This window comes from Microbulbifer regidiadema (SeqCode) (genome assembly GCF_052466995.1).
The window spans coordinates 1910571-1931959 of sequence record NZ_CP174297.1 but is presented as its reverse complement, the minus strand read 5'-3'; the positions used below and the strand labels follow the sequence as shown (position 1 = coordinate 1931959).

23 protein-coding genes and 1 pseudogene are annotated in these 21389 nt (G+C 50.0%); 15 read left to right on the top strand and 9 right to left on the bottom strand.

Annotated elements, in window-relative coordinates; translation table 11 throughout:
- Positions 1 to 2: 2 nt before the first annotated feature.
- Positions 3 to 779 carry an SDR family NAD(P)-dependent oxidoreductase gene (locus ACJJIK_RS08425; protein WP_444930235.1) on the top strand — a complete coding sequence of 259 codons (777 nt, stop codon included), beginning with the start codon at positions 3 to 5 and terminating at the stop codon, positions 777 to 779.
- A gap of 49 nt (positions 780 to 828) precedes the next feature.
- Positions 829 to 1287: a MaoC family dehydratase gene (locus ACJJIK_RS08420; protein WP_444930236.1), complete on the top strand. Its 459-nt coding sequence runs from the start codon at positions 829 to 831 to the stop codon at positions 1285 to 1287.
- Between the two features lie 59 nt (positions 1288 to 1346).
- Here the strand turns inward: ACJJIK_RS08420 and ACJJIK_RS08415 are convergent, their stop codons facing one another.
- The 4 genes from ACJJIK_RS08415 to dinB all read right to left on the bottom strand — a co-directional run bounded on the left by ACJJIK_RS08415 (position 1347) and on the right by dinB (position 4360).
- Positions 1347 to 1925 carry a hypothetical protein gene (locus ACJJIK_RS08415; protein WP_444930237.1) on the bottom strand — a complete coding sequence of 193 codons (579 nt, stop codon included), beginning with the start codon at positions 1923 to 1925 and terminating at the stop codon, positions 1347 to 1349.
- Positions 1926 to 2018: 93 nt separating this feature from the next.
- Complete coding sequence (locus ACJJIK_RS08410) at positions 2019 to 2480, bottom strand: hypothetical protein (protein ID WP_444930238.1); 462 nt, start codon at positions 2478 to 2480, stop codon at positions 2019 to 2021.
- Between the two features lie 4 nt (positions 2481 to 2484).
- Entirely contained in the window at positions 2485 to 3021 is a 537-nt protein-coding gene (locus tag ACJJIK_RS08405) for an RNA polymerase sigma factor (protein ID WP_444930239.1), read from the bottom strand.
- 262 nt (positions 3022 to 3283) lie between these two features.
- Complete coding sequence (dinB, locus tag ACJJIK_RS08400; RefSeq protein WP_444944742.1) at positions 3284 to 4360, bottom strand: DNA polymerase IV; 1077 nt, start codon at positions 4358 to 4360, stop codon at positions 3284 to 3286.
- 82 nt (positions 4361 to 4442) lie between these two features.
- Here dinB and ACJJIK_RS08395 point away from each other — a divergent pair, with 82 nt between their 5' ends.
- Positions 4443 to 4982, top strand: a complete 540-nt coding sequence (locus tag ACJJIK_RS08395) for a carboxymuconolactone decarboxylase family protein (protein ID WP_444930241.1) — start codon at positions 4443 to 4445, stop codon at positions 4980 to 4982.
- A 30-nt stretch (positions 4983 to 5012) separates the two neighbouring features.
- On the opposite strand, the gene ACJJIK_RS08390 is transcribed toward ACJJIK_RS08395, so the two are convergent.
- From ACJJIK_RS08390 to ACJJIK_RS08370, 5 genes are all read right to left on the bottom strand, one after another.
- The gene (locus tag ACJJIK_RS08390; protein ID WP_444944741.1) at positions 5013 to 5678 is read right to left on the bottom strand and encodes a polysaccharide deacetylase family protein; all 666 of its coding nucleotides are present in this window, start codon (positions 5676 to 5678) and stop codon (positions 5013 to 5015) included.
- A 60-nt stretch (positions 5679 to 5738) separates the two neighbouring features.
- Positions 5739 to 6062 carry a ferredoxin FdxA gene (gene fdxA / locus ACJJIK_RS08385; RefSeq protein ID WP_444930243.1) on the bottom strand — a complete coding sequence of 108 codons (324 nt, stop codon included), beginning with the start codon at positions 6060 to 6062 and terminating at the stop codon, positions 5739 to 5741.
- 139 nt (positions 6063 to 6201) lie between these two features.
- Positions 6202 to 8787, bottom strand: a complete 2586-nt coding sequence (gene mutS, locus ACJJIK_RS08380; protein ID WP_444945047.1) for a DNA mismatch repair protein MutS — start codon at positions 8785 to 8787, stop codon at positions 6202 to 6204.
- 40 nt (positions 8788 to 8827) lie between these two features.
- On the bottom strand, positions 8828 to 9190 hold the full coding sequence (locus ACJJIK_RS08375; protein WP_444930244.1) for a hypothetical protein: 363 nt from the start codon (positions 9188 to 9190) through the stop codon (positions 8828 to 8830).
- 34 nt (positions 9191 to 9224) lie between these two features.
- A complete protein-coding gene (locus ACJJIK_RS08370) occupies positions 9225 to 9467 on the bottom strand; it encodes a hypothetical protein (RefSeq protein WP_444930245.1) in 243 nt (80 codons plus the stop codon).
- Positions 9468 to 10156: 689 nt separating this feature from the next.
- On the opposite strand from ACJJIK_RS08370, the gene ACJJIK_RS08365 reads away from it, so the two are divergent.
- From ACJJIK_RS08365 to ACJJIK_RS08310, 12 genes and pseudogenes are all read left to right on the top strand, one after another.
- Positions 10157 to 10507 carry a DUF2190 family protein gene (locus ACJJIK_RS08365; RefSeq protein WP_444945046.1) on the top strand — a complete coding sequence of 117 codons (351 nt, stop codon included), beginning with the start codon at positions 10157 to 10159 and terminating at the stop codon, positions 10505 to 10507.
- Between the two features lie 58 nt (positions 10508 to 10565).
- Positions 10566 to 10784: pseudogene (locus ACJJIK_RS08360) on the top strand (head-tail joining protein); the annotation flags it as partial.
- A gap of 343 nt (positions 10785 to 11127) precedes the next feature.
- The gene (locus tag ACJJIK_RS08355) at positions 11128 to 12312 is read left to right on the top strand and encodes a lanthionine synthetase C family protein (RefSeq protein WP_444944740.1); all 1185 of its coding nucleotides are present in this window, start codon (positions 11128 to 11130) and stop codon (positions 12310 to 12312) included.
- Positions 12313 to 12881: 569 nt separating this feature from the next.
- On the top strand, positions 12882 to 13178 hold the full coding sequence (locus ACJJIK_RS08350) for a hypothetical protein (RefSeq protein ID WP_444944739.1): 297 nt from the start codon (positions 12882 to 12884) through the stop codon (positions 13176 to 13178).
- Between the two features lie 214 nt (positions 13179 to 13392).
- A complete protein-coding gene (locus tag ACJJIK_RS08345; protein WP_444944738.1) occupies positions 13393 to 13692 on the top strand; it encodes a hypothetical protein in 300 nt (99 codons plus the stop codon).
- Positions 13693 to 14231: 539 nt separating this feature from the next.
- The gene (locus ACJJIK_RS08340) at positions 14232 to 14672 is read left to right on the top strand and encodes a hypothetical protein (RefSeq protein ID WP_444897043.1); all 441 of its coding nucleotides are present in this window, start codon (positions 14232 to 14234) and stop codon (positions 14670 to 14672) included.
- A gap of 816 nt (positions 14673 to 15488) precedes the next feature.
- Entirely contained in the window at positions 15489 to 16586 is a 1098-nt protein-coding gene (locus tag ACJJIK_RS08335) for an IS630 family transposase (protein ID WP_444944069.1), read from the top strand.
- Positions 16587 to 17652: 1066 nt separating this feature from the next.
- Entirely contained in the window at positions 17653 to 18282 is a 630-nt protein-coding gene (locus ACJJIK_RS08330) for a hypothetical protein (RefSeq protein ID WP_444944737.1), read from the top strand.
- 114 nt (positions 18283 to 18396) lie between these two features.
- The gene (locus tag ACJJIK_RS08325; RefSeq protein ID WP_444928616.1) at positions 18397 to 18729 is read left to right on the top strand and encodes a hypothetical protein; all 333 of its coding nucleotides are present in this window, start codon (positions 18397 to 18399) and stop codon (positions 18727 to 18729) included.
- 139 nt (positions 18730 to 18868) lie between these two features.
- The gene (locus ACJJIK_RS08320; RefSeq protein WP_444928845.1) at positions 18869 to 19195 is read left to right on the top strand and encodes a hypothetical protein; all 327 of its coding nucleotides are present in this window, start codon (positions 18869 to 18871) and stop codon (positions 19193 to 19195) included.
- 1324 nt (positions 19196 to 20519) lie between these two features.
- A complete protein-coding gene (locus ACJJIK_RS08315) occupies positions 20520 to 20927 on the top strand; it encodes a GFA family protein (protein ID WP_444944736.1) in 408 nt (135 codons plus the stop codon).
- Between the two features lie 86 nt (positions 20928 to 21013).
- Positions 21014 to 21334 (top strand): hypothetical protein, encoded by a 321-nt coding sequence (locus tag ACJJIK_RS08310; protein ID WP_444931952.1) that lies wholly within the window; start codon positions 21014 to 21016, stop codon positions 21332 to 21334.
- The last annotated feature ends 55 nt before the right edge of the window (positions 21335 to 21389 follow it).

Below are 21389 nucleotides of genomic sequence, written 5' to 3'. Positions count from 1 at the left end.
CCATGCAGGATCCAATGCTCGATTTTAGCGGTCAGGTGGCGCTGATTACCGGTGCGGCCAGTGGCTTTGGAGAGCTGCTGGCGCGGGAGCTCGGCGCTCGCGGCGCCCGCCTGGTATTGGGCGATATCAATGAAGAGGCCCTGATGCAGTTGGCGGATAACCTGGGCAACCAGGATATTGTCGTGCGCGCCCAGCGCTGCGATGTTTCCCAGGCATCTGATTGTGCTGCCCTGGCCCAGCGGGCCCAGTCTGAGTTTGGCCAGCTGGATATCGCGGTTAACAATGCCGGAATCGCGCCGCCGATGATGTCTCTCAAGCAAACAGAGGAGGCCATGCTGGATCAGCAGTACAACGTTAACCTGAAAGGCGTTTTCCTCGGGCTTAAATACCAGTTGCCCCTAATGCAAAATACGGGCGGGGTGGTGCTCAATGTTTCCTCTATGGCGGGTCTCGGTGGCGCTCCCAAAATCGCTTCCTACGCAGCGGCAAAGCACGGTGTAATTGGCCTGACTAAAACGGCGGCGATAGAAAATGCCAAGTACGGTATTCGTGTAAATGCGATTTGCCCCTTCTACTGCCTGACCCCCATGGTTACAAAGATTGCAACGGCAGAGGCCAGCCCGGAACAGATTCAGGCCTTTCTCGCCGAGGGGTGTCCGATGAAACGCCTGGGCAAACCGGAAGAGGTGGTCGCGGCCATGTTGATGCTGGTGTCCCCCAAAATGACTTACATTACCGGGCAGGCACTGGCGGTAGATGGCGGCCTCTCGGCCTATTGAGATTGGCAACTGCTGAAAATGCCCATGGAAAATCGAAAGGGAGTCTTCGATGCCTATAGAGATTTCACCTGATAACCTCAGCCACTATATCGGCTTTGAAACCGCGCCCACCGCCTGGCTTGAGATCGATCAACAGAGAGTGGACAGTTTCGCCGAGTGTACCCTGGATCGACAGTTTATCCATATCGATCCTGAGGCTGCGGCTAAAACGCCGTTTGGAGGAACAATCGCCCATGGATTCCTCTCTTTATCACTGCTGCCTTATTTTGTCGGTTCTTTACAGGTAGCGGTGGCGGGGGCCCATATGGCGGTGAATTATGGACTGGATAAGGTGCGTTTCCTGAATCCGGTCAAAACCGGCAGCAAGGTGCGAGTCTATGGGAAAATATTGGATATTGTCGAAAAGGCAGAGGCTCAATACCAAATAAAATTGTTGCTGACTATGGAAATTCAGGGAGAGCAGAAGCCCGCCCTTGTGGCGGAATGTATTTTCTTGCAGATGACGTGAACTCGTATTGCAAGCTTCCAGTGCCACTTGTGCTGAAAGCCTGAAGCCAAGTGGCCTGTTTATCGCTCTATTGTTTGCAGAGATTTCAGCCCCATACGGACAATGTTTAAATGGGAAACCTCCATCCCCTTCTCGTAGTCGGTGCCGGTAAAGTCAAACTGTTGAACATTGATAAATGCTGAGTGTACAGCCGTGCCCCAATAGGGGTTTGTTCCCCACCAGCCATATCTTCCTGCGGTTCTCGGATTTCGCTGAAAGAAATTGTATGCCCGGCGGATATTGTCATACTCGAGATTGAAAATACGGCTGTCAATCAAACTGTAGGCATCAAAAGTTACCAACTGTTGTATTGGAATATTTGCGCGTCCCAAGGTGTTGGCAATTTTGATTGCGATGCTACCGCCCCGACTATAGCCGAAGAGTATGGCCGCCTTGCCGCGTTCTACCCCATCGATCAAATAGTGGCTAATTGCCGTTTTTTGGAAGGAATAGAACAGCCGGCCGTGAAGCAGCTGAATAGCTGACCTCAATGTAGGATTATCTCCAGCCGAGGGGCCGCCGGCCCCGTAAATACCCGCCACAATACAGCGATCCGGGTGCAAGCGCTCTCTTTGACTCTGATCGAATAGTTCGTTCAATATCCGCCCTGGACTCCAGGTGTTGATTATTTATCGGCGATAATTTCCCCGGGAAAACCGTAAAGCCCCGAGTGTACTTATCTGGGGGGCTGTTTAACGCTGTGAATTGCTACTCGATAAGATACGACAGTGGCGTTTGGCACTTTTGCGCAGGGTATCAGGCAGGGGCGTTTCACTCTCGGCTTGTTGTTCCGCGCGCCAGTAGTGGCACAGAGCAAGGTACTCGCCCCGATCGACCTGACTGCGCAGCTGTAGCCAGGGATCGGGCTTTAGAGCGGCTGACTCGGCGATATCCTTCCAGTCCCTGAGTGCCGGCTCATACAGAATTTCTGCACTGCTGCTCTTGTGCGTCAGTGCGCCCAAGTGTTGAGCGGGATGAATTAACAGTAAAATAGCCGTCACCACACTGCAACTAACCGTTGCGCGGGAAAGGAGGCGGTTAAAATTGATCCTGGGCTTGTAGCCTTGTGCCTCTTTGAAAATGGCCTCATCGAGTTGTTGCGGGGAGGTCAGCTTTTTGGCTTCCTCAAAATACTGATTTTCCCAGTTGTTCATATCATTACCTCGACGACTCTTCGATAACTTCCACTTGCCAGGGCTTGCGCTCAGCCCCGTCAATATATTCTTCCAGCATGGCACGGGCCTGGTAATACAGGCTGCGACACTTGTGTAGAGATAGGCGCTCGATATCGGCTACGGTGACTAGTGGCAGTTTGCACTCCATATGTAGGAGTAGCACGTTGCGCAATTGTGTCGGTAACTTTTGTATAGCGAATAATACGCGGTTGTGACTTTGGACTTCCTCCTCCGCCACCTTGAGATTGGAAAAGTATTCCTGCTTGAGGCGTTTGTTAATATGGATAAAAAGCCAATTTTTAAGTCTGCGCCCGTGAAGTTCTGGCGGATTTTCCAGCAGGCCCCGCCAGAGTTGTTGCAGCAGCGGTGTGGTGGAAGAGGGTGCCATTTGCAGGCAGTAGCGATATAACGAATCCTTGTGGCGATCGTAAAGCAGGCGGAACACAGAGGGATTGCGCGTATCCTTATAATGCTGGAACAGCACTTCATCAGATAGATGACATAATTCTTTCCGAGACAAAGCCTTAAGCCTCCGTACGCAAATTATTCATTCTCGTGCCACAGACCGAGGATTTGGTTTATACCGCGTCAATTAAGAATGATTGTAGTCTGCTTCTGTGTCGCAATTATTTTTAGGTCAATACTTCCGATGTCAGCCCGCCACAGATATGAATCTACGGGCCGAAGTATAGTTGCCGCAAAATTGGGAAAACTGCCTTGGGGTAAGGGGCAGCGCCAGATTTCTCAGGTTGCATTCGGGTGACAAATAAAAGCAGGGAGAGTCAGAAGGAGGCTTGTTCCGGCAGGGGCAGCGGTAGTTGAACGGGCCCTTTTTCCGCACGCAGATCGGTCAGTCGTAACCCCACCCCTAAGAGGCGGATAGGCGCTGGGCGTTTTTCACGACACTCTTGCAGCAGCTGGCGGAATTCTGAGATTCGCCCGGCGCGACTGCTGCGCTCGTGAGTGCTGGTAGTAAAATCTGCATACTTCACTTTTACGCTGGCGCCGTTTACTTCGTAGCGATCGCCGAGTTTTTCCCGGCGTTCCAGTAGGCGCATATAGAGCTCGGTTAGTTGCTCTAACCACTCATCAAAATTGGCTAAATCCTCGTGAAAAGTGCGCTCGACACTGACACTCTTGCGGGAGCCATCGCCACTCACCGGGCGATCGTCAATACCACGGCAGAGATCGTAGAGGCGGCGGCCAAACTTGCCAAATTGCTTGCTCAACTCAACTTGTGAAAAGTTGCGTAGATCTGCGCAGGTGCGAATGCCCTGGCGGTGCATTTTCTCGGCGGTGACCCGCCCCACGCCGTGTATCTTGTTGACGGGCAGGCGCACAACAAATTGATCGACTTCGCTGGGCGTGATGACTGTCAGTCCGTCTGGTTTTTGCCAATCACTGGCTATCTTGGCCAGGAATTTATTTGGGGCCACCCCGGCGGAAATCGTGATACCCAGAGTGTCCTGCACCCGCTGTCGGATCTCTTGAGCGATCAGGGTGGCACTGCCGTGGCAGCGGCCACTGTCGCTGACATCGAGGAAGGCCTCATCCAGGGACAGGGGCTCAATATCGTCGCAGTAGTCGAGGAAAATTTCCCGTATCTGCCCACTGACCTCCCGATACTTGGCCATATTGCCGGGTACTACAATCAAATCAGGGCACAGTTTTTTGGCCTGAGCGGTGGGCATGGCAGAACGCACCCCGTAACTGCGGGCCTCGTAGTTACAGGTAGAGATAACCCCGCGCCGATCGCTGCTGCCGCCTACGGCTAAGGGGCGCCCACGGAGATTGGGATCGTCACGCATTTCGACCGAGGCGTAGAAGCAATCGCAATCACAGTGGATAATCTTTCTCATGCTGTGATTATATACAGTGTTCTACCGCGCCAGGAAGTAATTTGTGTCACTAGGGCATCTGGTGATGATAGGTAGGTAAACAATGAGCAGTATTCCGTTGGTGGAGAGCCCGGCTTCCGGTGATGTGGCCAGGGTTTTTACTGAAATTGAGGATGAACTGGGAGGAGTTCCCAGTTTGTTTCGGGTCTATGCCCAGCATCCAGGGCTGCTTGAGGCCAATTGGTACAAGTTTAAGGCCGTGATGATTCACGGGTGCTTATCGGTACAGCTAAAAGAAGCTATTGGCCTGGCGGTCTCTGCTGATAATCGCTGCGACTACGGTATCTACCATCACAGTATCTCTTTGCAGGTACTCGGTGTGGATACAGATGAGGTAATGCGCATTCGCACCGACCCCAAGCATGTGCACTTCTCCGAAAAAGAGCACGCCCTGTTTGATCTGGCGCGCAACGCAAACACGACACCGGATGACCATCGAGGCCACCTGATCGCCTCTGCGCGAAAGCTCGGTGCCGGTGACGATGAAATTTTAGAGGCTCTGGGGGTGATGGAGCTGGTGCTCGGTTTCAATCACCTGGCCGAAGCGCTCAGTTTGGACCCGACACGGAGGCCCCTCGCATAGTGATGTAATTGCGACCTATTGCGCGGGCTGCTAGTGATCGCCCGCTGTCATCAGGGTTAACTGTTCCAGTGTGGCAAACTGGAAGCCCTGCTGTCTGAGCTGGGCAGTAATCAGCGGGAGCGCCTCCATTACCTGGTGGTGCTGGTCATACATCGGCTGGAGTAACACCACACTCCCATCTTTGGCATTTTGGGATATGTAGTCTGCCGCAGCTTGAGCGCCTTCGGTTTGCAGCTGTTCGCTGGGATCGATATCCCAGTGAGCGATTTTGAACTGATGCTTACTCAGTAGTGAGCCCAATTCTTCAGAAACTTTTCCGTGAGAGGGGAGAAACATCGGTTTATCGGTATAGCCATTGCTTTGCAATAAGTGGCAGGTTTTCTTGATCTCCTCTTTGGCACTGCTTAAAGGCATTTGGGCGAGGTCCCGATGGGAGTAACCGCGATTGCCCAGTTGGTGCCCGGCTCGAATGATCGCTTGGGTCTGTTCGGGAAATTGTTCCATTTCCCGCCCCGAGGGAAAGAAAGTGGCGGTTATCTGGAGAGATTCAAGCCGCTCTAACAGCGGCTCGGTTTTATCCGCAGAGGGCCCCTTATCGAAAATAAGTGCCACCCACTTACTCTTTTCCGCTGTCGCCTGTGCCCAGCTTGAAAAAATAAATAAACAAATGCAAATAGTACTAATTATTATTTTCATTTTTGAAATTCTTGTAGACAGAAAAAAAGCCGTCAATGACGGCTTTTTTTCTGTACTGACTTAGCGCTCCAGCTGGTCCAGCTTGCCCGGCTTGCCATCCCACTCCTCGGCATCCGGCAACGGGTCTTTTTTCTCGGTAATATTGGGCCAAACCTCGGCGAGTTCTGCGTTCAGCTCAATAAATTCCTGCTGATCGTCGGGGACCTCATCCTCCGAGAAAATCGCATTGGCGGGGCACTCCGGCTCGCACAGGGCGCAGTCGATACACTCGTCTGGGTGAATGACCAGGAAGTTGGGGCCTTCGTAAAAACAGTCTACCGGGCAAACCTCTACACAGTCGGTGTATTTACACTTAATGCAGTTTTCCCCAATTACGAATGTCATGTTTGTCCCTCGATAGTGCCACTGAATTCTTCGTGTAGCGGATTTTATCAATTACTGGCGCGAATTGTAGTGGCTTTTCAGTCGATTTAGTTCACTATTTATAACAGGATGTATTGGGCGACCGGGGCCGCCCGCTCTTTTACTTCAATAATTTGTGCAGCGAGTAGAGTGCTTCCAGTGCCTGGCGCGGAGTCATATCGTCCGGGTTTAGCTCTTCCAGGGCATCCACGGCGGGGTGGCTGGGGCTGCCAAACAAATCTACCTGCTGGGGAGAGATGGGGGCTGCGGCCACTGGAACAGCGACTTCTTCCGGCTCCTGCTGGGGCACCGATGCCGGTTTGGCCATGGGCGCCGGCACATCTACCGACTGGGCGCCGGCCTCCAGTGCTGCCAGGCGGGTACGGGCCTCGGTCAACACATCGCCGGGAATACCTGCCAGCTGGGCCACCTGCAACCCATAGCTCTTTGACGCCGGTCCCTCCTGGATGCGGTGCAGGAAGACAATACCCTCGCCGTGCTCGGTGGCATCCAAGTGAATATTGGCGGCTTCAGAGCACTGGTTGGGCAGGTCGGTCAGCTCAAAGTAGTGAGTGGCGAAGAGTGTAAAGGCGCGCACTTCAGCGGCCAGGTAGTGGGCACAGGCCCAGGCCAGGGAGAGACCGTCGTAGGTACTGGTACCACGGCCAATCTCATCCATCAGCACCAGGCTGTGCTCGGTGGCATTGCGCAGGATATTGGCGGTCTCGGTCATTTCCACCATGAAGGTGGAGCGACCGCCGGCCAGGTCATCGGCGCTGCCGATACGGGTGAAGATGCGATCCAGCAAGCCGATTTGGGCACTGTCTGCGGGTACATAGCTGCCGCAGTGCGCCAGCAGAGCGATCAATGCAGTCTGGCGCATATAAGTAGACTTACCGCCCATGTTCGGACCGGTAATCACCAGCATACGGCGGTCGTTGTGCAGCTCGATATCGTTGGCCACAAAGGGCTCATCCAATACCTGCTCCACTACCGGGTGGCGTCCGCCGCTAATATGCAGGCCCGGCTCAGTGCCCAGTTCCGGGCGGCACAGGCGCAAATCGTCAGCGCGCTCGGCCAAGCAGGCCAACACATCCAACTCGGAGATACCCGCCGCCGCCGCTTGCAGCTCAGCCAGGGACTCATTTAGCTGGTTGATCAGCTCCTCGTACAGCGCCTTCTCACGAGCCAGAGCGCGGCTCTTGGCAGAGAGCGCCTTGTCTTCAAACTCCTTCAGCTCGGGGGTGATAAAGCGCTCGGCATTCTTCAGGGTCTGGCGGCGAATATACTCGGCCGGCGCCTTGTCGCTCTGCCCGCGGCTGATCTCAATAAAGTAGCCGTGTACCCGGTTGTAGCCCACCTTGAGTGTGGGGATACCGGTGCGCTCTTTCTCTCGCTGCTCCAGTTGCACCAGGTAGTCGCCGGCGTTTTCACTGATAGCGCGCAGCTCATCCAGCTCTTTGTCGTAACCGGTAGCGATAACCCCGCCATCGCGAATCACGACCGGAGGGTTTTCAATAATTGCGTCTTGCAGCAGCTCTACCGTTTCCGGCCACTCGCCGATCTGGTTGCACAGCTCATTTACCAGTGTTGCGTCAGATTCCGCCAACTGCTGCTGAATTTCCGGGAACTGCGCCAGGGACTGGCCCAGGCGGGCCAAATCCCGAGGGCGGGCAGAGCGCAGCGCTAGGCGGCCCAGGATTCTCTCCATATCGCCCACAGGCTTGAGGGCATCACGCAGGGGCTCAAAACTGTAGTCGCCGATTAATGTGGCGATAGCATCCTGGCGGTTGCGCAGGGTTGTGAGCTGGCGCAGGGGATTGTTCAGCCAGCGGCGCAGCAAGCGGCTACCCATAGCGGTTTTACAGCTATCAAAGACCGATAGCAGGGTATTGTCGTCACCGCCGTTCAGGTTCAGATCAATTTCCAGGTTGCGGCGACTGGCGCCATCCAGAGCAACCGTCTCATCCCCGCTCTCTGTCAGCAGGCCGCGAATATGGGGCAGCTCGGTACGCTGGGTGTCCCGCGCGTACTGAAGTAGACAGCCGGCGGCGACAACCGCACCGTGCATATGGCTGCAACCAAAGGCCTCCAGATTCATAGTGCCGAACTGTTGGTTGAGCAGGCGCAGAGCGCTTTCCAGCTCGAACTCCCAGGGCGCGCGGCGGCGCACACCGGCGCGGCGCTCGATTTCTACGGGCAGGGCGAGGTCTTCCGGTGCGAGCAGCTCGGTGGGGTTGTGGCGCTGTATCTGCTCGGCCAGGGCTTCCAGCGTATCGGTCTCTTGCACCACAAAGCGGCCGGTGGCCAGGTCCAGCAGTGCCAAGCCGAAGACATCGCCCAGATGTGCAATCGCGGCCAACAGATTGTCGCGGCGATCGTTAAGGAGGGCCTCATCGGTGACCGTGCCCGGGGTAACGATGCGCACCACCTGCCGCTCAACCGGCCCCTTGCTGGTGGCCGGATCGCCGATTTGCTCACAGATAGCCACGGACACCCCGGCCTTAATCAGCCGTGCCAAGTAGCCCTCGGCCGCGTGGTAGGGGATACCCGCCATCGGAATCGGCTCACCTCCGGATTTCCCCCGTGCGGTGAGGGTAACGTCCAGCAGCTCAGCGGCCTTCTTGGCATCATCGAAGAACAGCTCGTAAAAGTCCCCCATACGGTAGAACACCAGTTCTTGGGGGTGCTGAGCTTTGATGCCCATGTACTGTTGCATCATCGGAGTAAGAGCGGAAGTCTTTGATTTATCTACACTTTTCGTCAATTTTCTGCCTGTTGTCTAAAAGCTGTCTAAGGCTGGGGCCGGCTACATTATCAGTTTCGCGCAGGCGAATGTAGCGCTCTGTTATTGCCGGGCTGGCATGGCCGGCCAGCACTTGAGAGTCGATGCCTGCGCGCCCGGCATCAGTCAGAGATTTGGCCCGGATATCGTGGATAGTGGTGTCCTCAACCCCGGCTTTAGCTCTGCCCCTGTCGCAAGCATCTCGAATACCTCGATAGCTGTATAGAGTGCTCTTGCCACGAGGGTGGAACAAGTAGAGGCACATCACTTTATGCAGCTGTTTGGCCTCAGTAATAATCCGCTCCAGCTCGGGCTCCACCTGCACTAATAACCGTTTGCCCGTCTTCCCTTGCTGGAGCTTAATGTTCTCTTTGCTGATGTCGCTGTAGCTGGATTGCCAGCACCTCTGATATGCGCTGGGTTGTCAGATAGCACATATCCATCACCAACTTAATGGTTGGGTTGGCCTTGGAGCTAATTGCCTTAAGCCCACCGTCGGTGAGATAGCGATCCCGCTTTTTCTCTTCAAATCGTTTGATACCAACGGCAGGATTGATATCGGCCATGAAGTCTGAAAACCCATATTCAATGCGAGGGCGCATGCTCTGGTATTGCTTGAGAATGTTGAGTGCTAGCTTGCCGTCCGTATGTCGGTGTTCGTAGCGTTCGTACACTTGGCTAAAGGGCGCTATTTATTTTTCAACACTTCGGACAGTTTTAGAAAGCTTGTGCTCTTAACTTATGAGATTACAGCTTACCGAGGCTTACTTTATCAAAGGTCTTAGGGTGGCCCAGAGCTGCCGATAACTGACCTGTATGGCTGTAAGCCGCAGGGTTACTGGGCTAAAATTGTCCGAAGTGTTGTAATCGTTGGTTGCGGGAAATATGGGGGCTAAGCTCTGGGTAAGAACAACAGGGCGGTCCCGAATCATCCTGAATCGTATTTCCGTTTTCCTAAGTTCCTCAGCTTGATTCCTTGTCCGCTTCTTCTTGGTCAGCTCTTTAAGCTGGGCGTCGGTGAGCCATGGTAATGCCTTTGCTTCTTTAACTCCTGCATTCAACTCTGAAGTGCATCAGTTAATGTTCTGGAAAAGAACGGCCAGCTGAAGTGGAAACCTGGGTTGAAGGCATCGCAGCCAGTATGGGCAGTGTGATCGCCCTTGCCGGGGATACCCCAGAAATGAAAGCGCAGATCACTGTCGATGCCAAAGTGCAAAGACGATATTAAGGCCGTGTTTAAAGGCTTCGAAGCGCACAATACGGTAATGCAATCGTGTCTGGATGATATGGACTGCATCGACGAAAAGCCAAAGATAAACTGCTTGAAGCCCTCGGTAGTCAAACCCCAACCTCGGTACAAAGCTACAGGGTGGTAGTGCAGGAAGGTGAGGGTATTAAGCGCCTCAAGGCTGAGCCCGGCGTGCTCGCCATTGATGGCGTATTCACCGTGCCCAAGGTATCTGCAGCAGAGATCAATCAGGGTGAATCCCTCACCTGGGTGGTCGCCTCCAGCTCATTCGATGATAACGCCGCCACTGGTGATATCACCGGCTCCACGGCCTTCGCCGCCGAAGCTGCCGGGGATGGCGTCACTAGTTTTGCCGTCAAGTTTACCGGCGTACCGGGCACCGTTAAGGCCTAGGTGACTCATGGACCTGGACTAGAGAGTCGCAGAACACGCGCTCTGCAAATGGGGCAGGGCCGCTACCTATGACGACGGTAGCGGCGCTGAGCCTATTGATTGCCGGGTGGTCTTTGAGCGGGAGATCGATGAGTTTGAGGAAGATGAGCGGCTGCGGGTAGGGGGTGTTGAGTTGAGCCTGCTGGTGAGTGAAGTGGGTACTTACAACTCAGGGGCGGTGATTGCGCTGGGTGGTGTGGAGTATAGAGTGCGTAAGCGGCTGGCGGTGGATGGGTAGCCTGAGTGGGTAGGTCAGCGCAGGATTTATGATCATTGTGATTGTTATTTTTTTGAGTTGCTCAAACTTACGGGAAAATGCTTTAAAATCAGTGGATTGAAAGGGCGGCTGAAATTGGGGATAGTGGTCATGATGATCATTTTTCTAGGTGGGTCGATAGTGCCAAGTGGTCGTAATCTATTGATTTAATTGAAGAAGATGGCGTGTTGGCGTAAATTTGCATCAGAAATAGTAGTCAAAATAATAATGGTCATGATGACCACTATATAAATGTTAGTTGCAATTATTCGGCACCTGTTAGCAAATTGATTAATTATATAAATTAAAATTGAAAAGGATAAAAATGTATATTAAGGACAGACACTTTTCATTGTCTGATAAGACTTGGAACATAAATGAAGCCAAAGTAGCTATACAAGAAATTGCAACAGATGCTATACAGCACCTAAAGTCAGGGTATTTATGGCCGTCGCATCCTCTTGATGATGATGCTTCATCTCATAGTTTTTATTATGGAACGTCTGGTGTTAGTTGGGCGCTTGATTACTTATGTCGCGAAGATGTTGCTGACATTGAGTTTAATCTAAAATTTGCATTAAAAAATCAACTGGAAAAATGTCAGGCAGAATTGGTTAATATGCCTCACACTGAGAATGCTTCCTACCTTTTCGGAGATATACCAATCTTAATGATGCAGTTTCAACTGTCAAAAGATCAAAAGTTATTAGATGAATTGGCTAGCAAAATAACTGTTAATAACTCTCAGCCAACTCGCGAGTTGATGTGGGGTTCGGCTGGTACTATGATTGCGTTAACTCACCTACAGCGGTGGCTACCGAATGACATTAGATGGGAACAAGCGTATCAAGTGCAATCAACAAAATTAATGAATGAATTGCAAGAAAATAATGAATTCGGTTTTATGTGGAAAATCGATGTTTATGGCAAACAACAGTATTTTCTTGGTCCAATGCACGGTAACAGTGGAAATGTACTCTCTTTGATTAAAGGAAGACACTTGCTGAAAAATTCTGATTACAAAGAGTTTTGTGAGAAGGTTATGATCAGCACTGTTAGAACTGCTGTGACTGATCATAAATATGCCAATTGGCCTCCCATAGCAGGTAAAACGGATAGAATGCTTCTTCAATACTGTCATGGAGCACCTGGAATGCTAACTGCGTTGTCGGAACTTCCGGCAGATATAAATAGTGAATTTGACGAAGTACTTCTCAAGGGTGGTGAGCTAATCTGGGACGCAGGGCCACTTAGAAAAGGTTTTGGGTTGTGTCACGGAACTGCTGGAAATGGCTTTGCATTCTTGAAATTATTTCAGCGAACTAATAATCAAATCTGGTTAGATCGGGCTAGAGCCTTCGCAATGAAAGCAATTGAGCAACACAGACAGGCAAAAATTCTTTTTCAACAAGGGCGATACGCTTTGTGGAATGGTGATGTAGGTCTTGCAATATTTCTTAACGAATGTATAAAAGAAACAGCAAACTTCCCGACTATTGATAATTTTTAACAAATCAAGGCGATGATTGACCAAATAAGAATGATGGATGTTATTGTATTTGGATTGATCATCAAATTGAGCAGCTAACAGGGCCATGCAATCCGACTCCGCTTACTGCTGGCTTTCGGGCTATTTGCTGCGCAAATTTTAGCCCAAAACCCATCATTAAGCTCCACGGTTGATGGCAGGCGTTATTGTGGCGGTCGATTTTTAGATGTTCTGTAGCTGCTGCAAGCATCAATCTCTATCTGAGCACTTTTTTCTGAGATTTTTCCTGAAATTTGGTACCGCAGTTTCGCTCCAGTGCCATCGTTTTAAGTCAGCAAGCCCTGCAAGCCAGCTACGCCATCATGGAGTGCCAATCAGATAGTTAACCGGTTGGGAAAGTATGGTATTTTTCCCTTTAAATTTATCGGGCAGTAGCCAGCCAAAGTTGGCTGGTAGAGAGCAAATAGGTGGTTCAGTGCGCGCCAGCCATAACCAGGCTAGTCAAGCTCGCCCAACCCCTTCGGGGCTGGGCTGGACAGCCTACGCGTTGCTTCGGCTGCCCTTGCTAGCGGCGTTAAATGTACTTGCAGATGAATGGCATTGACTTAAAACCCGCAGCAATAATGATCACTGTGTGCCTCTTAATTGGTTCGGGCATCCAGTACTTCACTGGGTTCTACTGGCTAACAGCAACATTGCTGCTTATGATCGCAGTTTTGATTAATGGCCTCATCATCTTCAATGAAGATCTTGATGAAGGAGGTTTTGATCATCAAAAAGGAGTGACTGACACCCCTGAAGCCAAAGCTGAGCAACGTAAAGCCAACAAAATTCAGTTGGCAATAATAGTTCTACTTATCGTAGGTGCGGTGTGGTCATACATTTAACAAGCAGCGGCAGAGCGACAGCCAACACTACGCACCTTTTGTGTTACTCGCTGACGCTCAAACATTAACACAAAATGCGCTCCGTGCTGGCTGCGCCTGCGCTGGGCGTTATGAATTCATGAGAAATACTAAATCAATACTACTACTAGTTCTCTTGGGGCTGACCGCTTGTAGTAATAAGCCGTCCGGTGGGTTTATGCGAGGAGATGTGCCTATGGTTGTCGGTATGTTTGAAAATTACTATGGCAAGCATGTTCAAGTTGTCGGTTATATGTACAAACCGCCTAGAGGCAATGTTTTAGTATTAATTCCATCAAAAGATCATATTAATTTACAGGCACAGCCTCCAGCTAACGTATTGAGTTTACTGTTATTCTCCGACACAGCAATTAGAAATGGCAGCGTTCACTCCGAGATGGAAGGCTGTATCGGTAAGACTACCTATGTGTCTGGGCTAGTCGGCATTTTTTCTGGGTTACCTGCAATTGAAGAGATTCGTGAAGTGGCGTGCTAAATTCATAACAAACGCAAGCAGGATGCTCCGGCCCTTCGGGCCTCCGCGGGACGCCCAACGCTATGCACATTTTGTGCGGATCGCTTCGCTCCCAGTTTCGCACAAAATATGCATAGCATTGGTCGCCCCTGTTGCGGGCGTTATTGTGGCGGTCGCTTTTATTGATTTTTCGTAGTAACTGAAGCTTTAGTGCCACTAAATTGCAGCCGATATTGAGCCCTTTTTACTGGTTGCTATTCAAGCAGTTTCGTTCCTAGGGTATTTGCTCAAGTGTGGTAGAGGTGGGCAGTCTGCTGCAATTTCGTGGAGTGCCGGTAAGATAGGAATTGGTTGGGGAAAGTGCGGTATTCTTTCCTCGTAAATGTTGGGCAGCGGCCAGCCAAACTATGGCTGGCAAAGTGCTAGTAGTCGGTCCCGAGCGCGCCAACCATAACCAGGCTAGGCAAGCTCGCCCAACCCCTGCGGGGCTGGGCTGGACAGCCTACGCGTTGCTTCGGCTGCCCTTGCTAGCGGCGTTAGGGCTACGGCACGTCAAAGCTATGGATGAATTCTCAAGAAAAGTTAAAGCTCAATTTATCCAGGAATTTCCCGACTGGGAAAAATTTTGCTTCACTGCAATGGATGAAGGAGAAGAGGTACTATCAGTCAAGGTTCCAAGTCCTTCAGGCGGTGAGGAGTGTCCGTTGAGTGTTGACACGTTTCGAGGCGAGGTGACGGTAGCTTTTGATGCATACCATGCACATTTCTATGACTTCATCGATCCGGAAGGTGACGATGCAGTTTCATTCATTAAGGAGCTTATTTCTAGCGACTACGCTGTTGTAAGCTACTGGCGCAATGAGCAATGGTGTGGGTCCACTATATGGTCAGTGAAAGAACTACCAAGCTCAAATGGGGAATATCCTTACGCAAATATAATCAAGTTTAGGTCATGGTTAGGGCAGTGTAATAATGAAATTCAGTGCGTACCAAAAGGGTAATGCCCTAACAAGCAGCGGCAGAGCGACAGCCAACGCTACGCACCTTTTATGTTACTCGCTGGCGCTCAAACATTAACACAAAACGTGCTCCGCGCTGGCTGCGCCTGCGCTGGGCGTTATTGTGGCGGTCGATTTTTAGATGTTCTGTAGCTGCTGCAAGCATCAATCTCTATCTGAGCACTTTTTTCTGAGATTTTTCCTGAAATTTGGTACCGCAGTTTCGCTCCAGTGCCATCGTTTTAAGTCAGCAAGCCCTGCAAGCCAGCTACGCCATCATGGAGTGCCAATCAGATAGTTAACCGGTTGGGAAAGTATGGTATTTTTCCCTTTAAATTTATCGGGCAGTGGCCAGCCAAAGTTGGCTGGTAGAGAGCAAATAGGTGGTTCAGTGCGCGCCAGCCATAACCAGGCTAGTCAAGCTCGCCCAACCCCTTCGGGGCTGGGCTGGACAGCCTACGCGTTGCTTCGGCTGCCCTTGCTAGCGGCGTTATTGTGGCGGTCGGTTTTATTGATTTTTCGTGGTAACTGAAGCTTTAGTTCCACTAAATTGCATCCGGTGTTGAGCAATTTTAATGATTGCTATTCAAGCAGTTTCGCTCCTAGAGTGTTCGCTCGGGTGTTGTAAAAAGAGGTAGTTCGGTGCAATTTCGTGGAGTGCCAGTAAGATAGGAATTGGTTGGGGAAAATGCGGTATTCTTTCCTCGTAAATGTTGGGCAGCGGCCAGCCAAACTATGGCTGGCAAAGTGCTAGTGTAGTGTATTAAATAGATTACCGATATATAATGTGAGCTTAATTTAGCGATTAAGTGAAGACCAATGCCAGCTCAAGTTGAAATCAATTTATCACCGGAAGAAAAAAAGCAGTTAGAAAAGAATATAAAAAGTCGAAAAATATCGGTGAGATTGGCTGAGCGGTCAAAGATTATTTTGCTCGCTGCCAAGCAGGTTCCCAACTACCAAATTGCGAAAAAGTTAAGCATTGATGTCAATACGGTGGGCCGATGGCGCAATCGTTTTGCAGAAAAGCGTCTGGCAGGTATAGAGAAGGATTTGCCCAGGGGGGCTAATCATGGCGGTAAGAATTCAGAAGAGCAGGCAAAACTCCGCTCGAAAATTATCAAGATGACGACAGGAAGTAAGCCAAAGGATGGGACACACTGGACAACGCGAGGCATGGCGAAAGTCTTAGGAATTAACCACTCTTTTGTCAGCAGGGTATGGCAGGAAGTGGGCCTTAAGCCTCATCTAACCGAAAAGTTCAAGGTGAGTAACGATCCTGCTTTTGAAGAAAAATTACGCGATGTTGTTGGCTTGTATATGTCACCGCCAGAAAATGCTGTTGTCTTTTGTGTGGATGAAAAAAGCTCGATTCAGGCCCTGGATCGGACACAGCCTGGACTACCCATGAAACCGGGGCGGTGTGGCACCATGACCCATGATTATAAACGTCACGGGACAAGCACTCTTTTTGCCGCCCTTAATACGCTGACTGGTGAGGTCATAGGTGAGTGTAGAAAGCGCCATCGTCATCAGGAGTTCTTAGGCTTTTTAAAGACCGTAGAAAAGCAAACACCCAAAGAACAGGATCTTCATCTTATCGTCGATAATTACGCGACTCACAAGCATGAAAATGTAAAGCGCTGGCTCAAGAGAAACAAACGAGTTCATCTTCATTTTATTCCGACCAGTTCATCCTGGCTAAATCTGGTAGAAAGATTTTTTGGATTACTCACAGAGAAGCAGTTGCGCCGAGGGGTATTCACCTCAGTCAAGGAGTTGGAAACGGCTATCGTGAAATTTATTGAAACACATAATGAAGCCAAGAAAGCTTTTGTGTGGACGAAATCTGCTGAGGAAATTTTATTGAAAGTGGAGCGTGCACGCCAAGCACTCTCAAATCAGCAATCTATTTAATACAGTACACTAGTAGTCGGTCCCGAGCGCGCCAACCATAACCAGGCTAGGCAAGCTCGCCCAACCCCTACGGGGCTGGGCTGGACAGCCTACGCGTTGCTTCGGCTGCCCTTGCTAGCGGCGTTATTGTGGCGGTCGATTTTTAGATGTTCTATAGCTGCTGCAAGCATCAATCTCTATCTGAGCACTTTTTTCTGAGAGTTTTCCTGAAATTTGGTACCGCAGTTTCGCTCCAGTGCCATCGTTTTAAGTCAGCAAGCCCTGCAAGCCAGCTACGCCATCATGGAGTGCCAATCAGATAGTTAACCGGTTGGGAAAGTATGGTATTTTTCCCTTTAAATTTATCGGGCAGTGGCCAGCCAAAGTTGGCTGGTAGAGAGCAAATAGGTGGTTCAGTGCGCGCCAGCCATAACCAGGCTAGTCAAGCTCGCCCAACCCCTTCGGGGCTGGGCTGGACAGCCTACGCGTTGCTTCGGCTGCCCTTGCTAGCGGCGTTATTGTGGCGGTCGGCTTCATTGATTTTTCGTGGTAACTGAAGCTTTAGTGCCACTAAATTGCAGCCGGTATTGAGCCCTTTTTACTGGTTGCTATTCAATCAGTTTCGTTCCTAGGGTATTTGCTCAAGTGTGGTAGAGGTGGGCAGTCCGCTGCAATTTCGTGGAGTGCCAGTAAAATAGGAATTGGTTGGGGAAAGTGCGGTATTCTTTCCTCGTAAATATTGGGCAGCGGCCAGCCAAACTATGGCTGGCAAAGTGCTGGTAGTTGGTCCCGAGCGCGCCAACCATAACCAGGCTAGGCAAGCTCGCCCAACCCCTTCGGGGCTGGGCTGGACAGCCTACGCGTTGCTTCGGCTGCCCTTGCTAGCGGCGTTATTGTGGCGGTCGATTTTTAGATGTTCTGTAGCTGCTGCAAGCATCAATCTCTATCTGAGCACTTTTTTCTGAGATTTTTCCTGAAATTTGGTACTGCAGTTTCGTTCCAGTGCCATCGTTTTAAGTCAGCAAGCCCTGCAAGCCAGCTACGCCATCATGGAGTGCCAATCAGATAGTTAACAGATTGGGAAAATATGGTATTTTCCCCTTTAAATTTATCGGGCAGTGGCCAGCCAAAGTTGGCTGGTAGAGAGCAAATAGGTGGTTCAGTGCGCGCCAGCCATAACCAGGCTAGTCAAGCTCGCCCAACCCCTTCGGGGCTGGGCTGGACAGCCTACGCGTTGCTTCGGCTGCCCTTGCTAGCGGCGTTAAGCGCAAACATGGAAAGTCCAACTATCGTTAATAATCTTGATGGCTATCTTCAGTGCCTTAGAAGGCTTAGCAACAATGCTTGCGACTTCTGGGCAAATTCGTATGTACATGATGGCAATCTTGAAAAGGGGCTTATAAGCCACCTAAATGGCCAAGATGTGTCCATTGGTAAATCGTATAGAACCAATTACGAAGGCATCAGCGCTGAGTTATCCAAACACGTATTTCAAAAAGTAACCTGTGTAAGTGAAGACCAAAAAAATCTCATTGAATGGGATATAACCGAATACATTGAAATGGCTTGCAGAGAGGTTGATGAAGAAGCCAACCCAATTTACAAAGAACAATCTATGATCTTCCAGGCCAAATCAGAGTTTCATGGTGAATACATCTACTTGGTAGTTCCGGCTTCCAATCAGGCAATAGTTGTCGGTTTTGCAACACGCGCTTAACAAATTGCTGCATCCGACCACCTACACTGTGCTGTACGCTTACGCTAGCACAAAGCAGCTACGCTCCGGTGGCGGCTGAGCAAGGCGTTATGCATTATGGGGGTTTTAGTCAAAATGAATAATGCGGTTAAAATAATGCTAGGTACCTCGAGTGGGATACTCATTGGGATAGGTACCGCTTTTCTGGCAACGCTTTACTCTCAGATTTTTGGGATTGTTATGGGTTTGACTCTACTAATTTCAGGTATTTCTGGCTTAGTGGTTGTCAAGCACCCGTCTAAAGCTTTTTTCTATGCATCGGCTACCTCACAAGTTCTTATTGGTGCTTCCGTTTTTGGGGTAACTGCTGCCTCAAAGCCTCATCTTTTCAATTTTTCGTGGTCTCTTGCTGTTGTACTATTGGCTTTGTTTTCAATTATATTGGGCCGCAAACATGGTCATGCATAACAAGGTTAGGCAATATCAGTCGCTTCGCTCCTTGGACAGCCTGGTCATTGCGCCAGCTGTGCATGGCTTCGCCATTATTGCACAGCCACCACAACAACAAGTCTGCCGTTGCTAACGGCGTTATGTGTAAATTAGAATTATGAAAAATTTAAGAATTGGTGGTTTTTTCCTGCAGTTTCATGGCTATATTCTGCTGGCCTGTTTTGTAGGATTGATATTGTTTTCGTTGTTCTCTGGCGCTGTTGGTGTTTCATTGGCGCAGATTCTTGTACTTAGTATATTTATCGTATTCACCGCAGCATTAATCTTAACCGGTAAGAAAGTTAAGTTAGGAAACCGCAAATATAAGATTATTGGACTTGCGCTTGCCGCTATTAGTCTTGTTACATCTCCAGTGGGCATGATCTTGGGTCTGGTGTCTCTATTTTTCCAAGTAAAGGGAAGTGGTGAATATACAAACACATAACAATCGGCTGCAGCGCGAAGCCCAGCACTCCAGTTGCCTTGTGCTGGTTCGCTGCGCTCCCAGCTCAACACAAGGCAACTTCCGCATTGGGCTCGGCTGAGCCGGGCGTTATTGTGGCGGTCAATTTTTAGATAGTTTGTACTTGCTGCAAGTAACAATCTCTACCTGAACATGCTTCGCCAGAGAATTCTCCTTCAAATTGGTACCGCAGTTTCGTTCAAGAGCCTTCGTTTTAAGCCAACAAGTTCTGCAAGTTAACTGCCGCATTGTTGAGTGCCAGGCAGATAGTTAATTGGTGGGGAAAGTATGGTATTTTCCCCTTTAAATTTATCGGGCAGTGGCCAGCCAAAGTTGGCTGGTAGAGAGCAAGTAGGTGGTTCAGTGCGCGCCAGCCATAACCAGGCTAGTCAAGCTCGCCCAACCCCTCCGGGGCTGGGCTGGACAGCCTACGCGTTGCTTCGGCTGCCCTTGCTAGCGGCGTTAAATACCAATGATACATAAAGTCTCTGTAACACTAGCTGTAATACATCTCGTATCCGTATTTATTATGGGGTATCTGATTGTAAATAGTTCCGATGGCAGTGCGGTAATGGCTTGGCTCCTTTACCTCACAATAGATTTTCCCGTAGGTTGGGGAATGGTGCCACTAGCGTACGTAGTCGAAGCACTTAACTTCGTAGATAGTATTGGGAGCAATGGGGAGTACAGTATCTATCGAGATATCCCCAATTTTTGGTATCCAGCTATCTATATAGGTGTTGTCGGCACTGTTTGGTGGTATTACTTACCACAACTAATACTTAGATCAATTAGGTGGCTTCGTAGTGGCCGTAGTATTTAACAAAACAAAGCAGCACCGCCCACTACGCGGGCTGGACAGTTTTTCCGCAGCTTCGCTGCTCCAAATCTGCCACTGTTTGTGGCGTTATTGTGGCGGTCGGTTTTATTGATTTTTCGTGGTAACTGAAGCTTTAGTGCCACTAAATTGCAGCCGATATTGAGCCCTTTTTACTGGTTGCTATTCAAGCAGTTTCGTTCCTAGGGTATTTGCTCAAGTGTGGTAGAGGTGGGCAGTCCGCTGCAATTTCGTGGAGTGCCAGTAAAATAGGAATTGGTTGGGGAAAGTGCGGTATTCTTTTCTCGTAAATATTGGGCAGCGGCCAGCCAAACTATGGCTGGCAAAGTGCTGGTAGTCGGTCCCGAGCGCGCCAACCATAACTAGGCTAGGCAAGCTCGCCCAACCCCTTCGGGGCTGGGCTGGACAGCCTACGCGTTGCTTCGGCTGCCCTTGCTAGCGGCGTTATGTGCATACAAGGAATAAGTTATGGCAATAAACCTGAAGGAAGTTGACGGAGTTCCAATTAAACGGAAACACATCGCCAGTTGTCACTGCGGATCTGTCCAAATCGAACTAGATCTTCCAAATGGATTAGAAGATGTTCGCCGATGCGATTGTTCTCTTTGTCGTCGCAGGGGTGCAATAGCTGCATCAGTTCCACTTTCAGGTATAAATATTCTAAAAGGTGAGAGTGATTTAAATCTCTATCAATTTAACACCAATACAGCAAAGCACTATTTTTGTGGCAAGTGCGGTGTTTATACTCATCACCAAAGAAGGTCTAATCCAGAACAATATGGTTTTAATGTCGCATGCTTAGAGGGCATTAATCCATTAACCATAGAAGGAGTGCCAACCTATGACGGCGTCAATCATCCTGCCGATAGGAAGTAAGGCACATAACAAAGCGTGGCAGCAAGGGCACTTCGTGCCGGGACACATAAACAGCATGTGCCCCTGCACTCAGCGTTAAATAGCTTATGAAATATTTATACATCCTGTTAATGATGGTTTTTCTTTGCTCTTGTGAGCTTGGTAATGAAGGGCCAAGAAGAGTTGAGTACTGGAAGACAGAAATAGAATATGTCAAGTCAAATAGGCCGGAAATTGGTTATCTAATGGTAAAATATAAAGCGTTTGAGCCTATTTTTAACCCTTCTGAAAATACATTAACGATTGTTGACTCTGGTGAGGCTAATAGTATCGTCTGTAGTAAATGGCACTATATCATCACATTCAAGGCGGACTCTAAAGGGGTAGTTACTGAATCTACAATAGAGCAGGCTGGGACATGTTTGTAGGCCAGCTATTTAACAAAACCAAGCAGGCTCGTCCATCCCCTTCAGGTCTGGACTG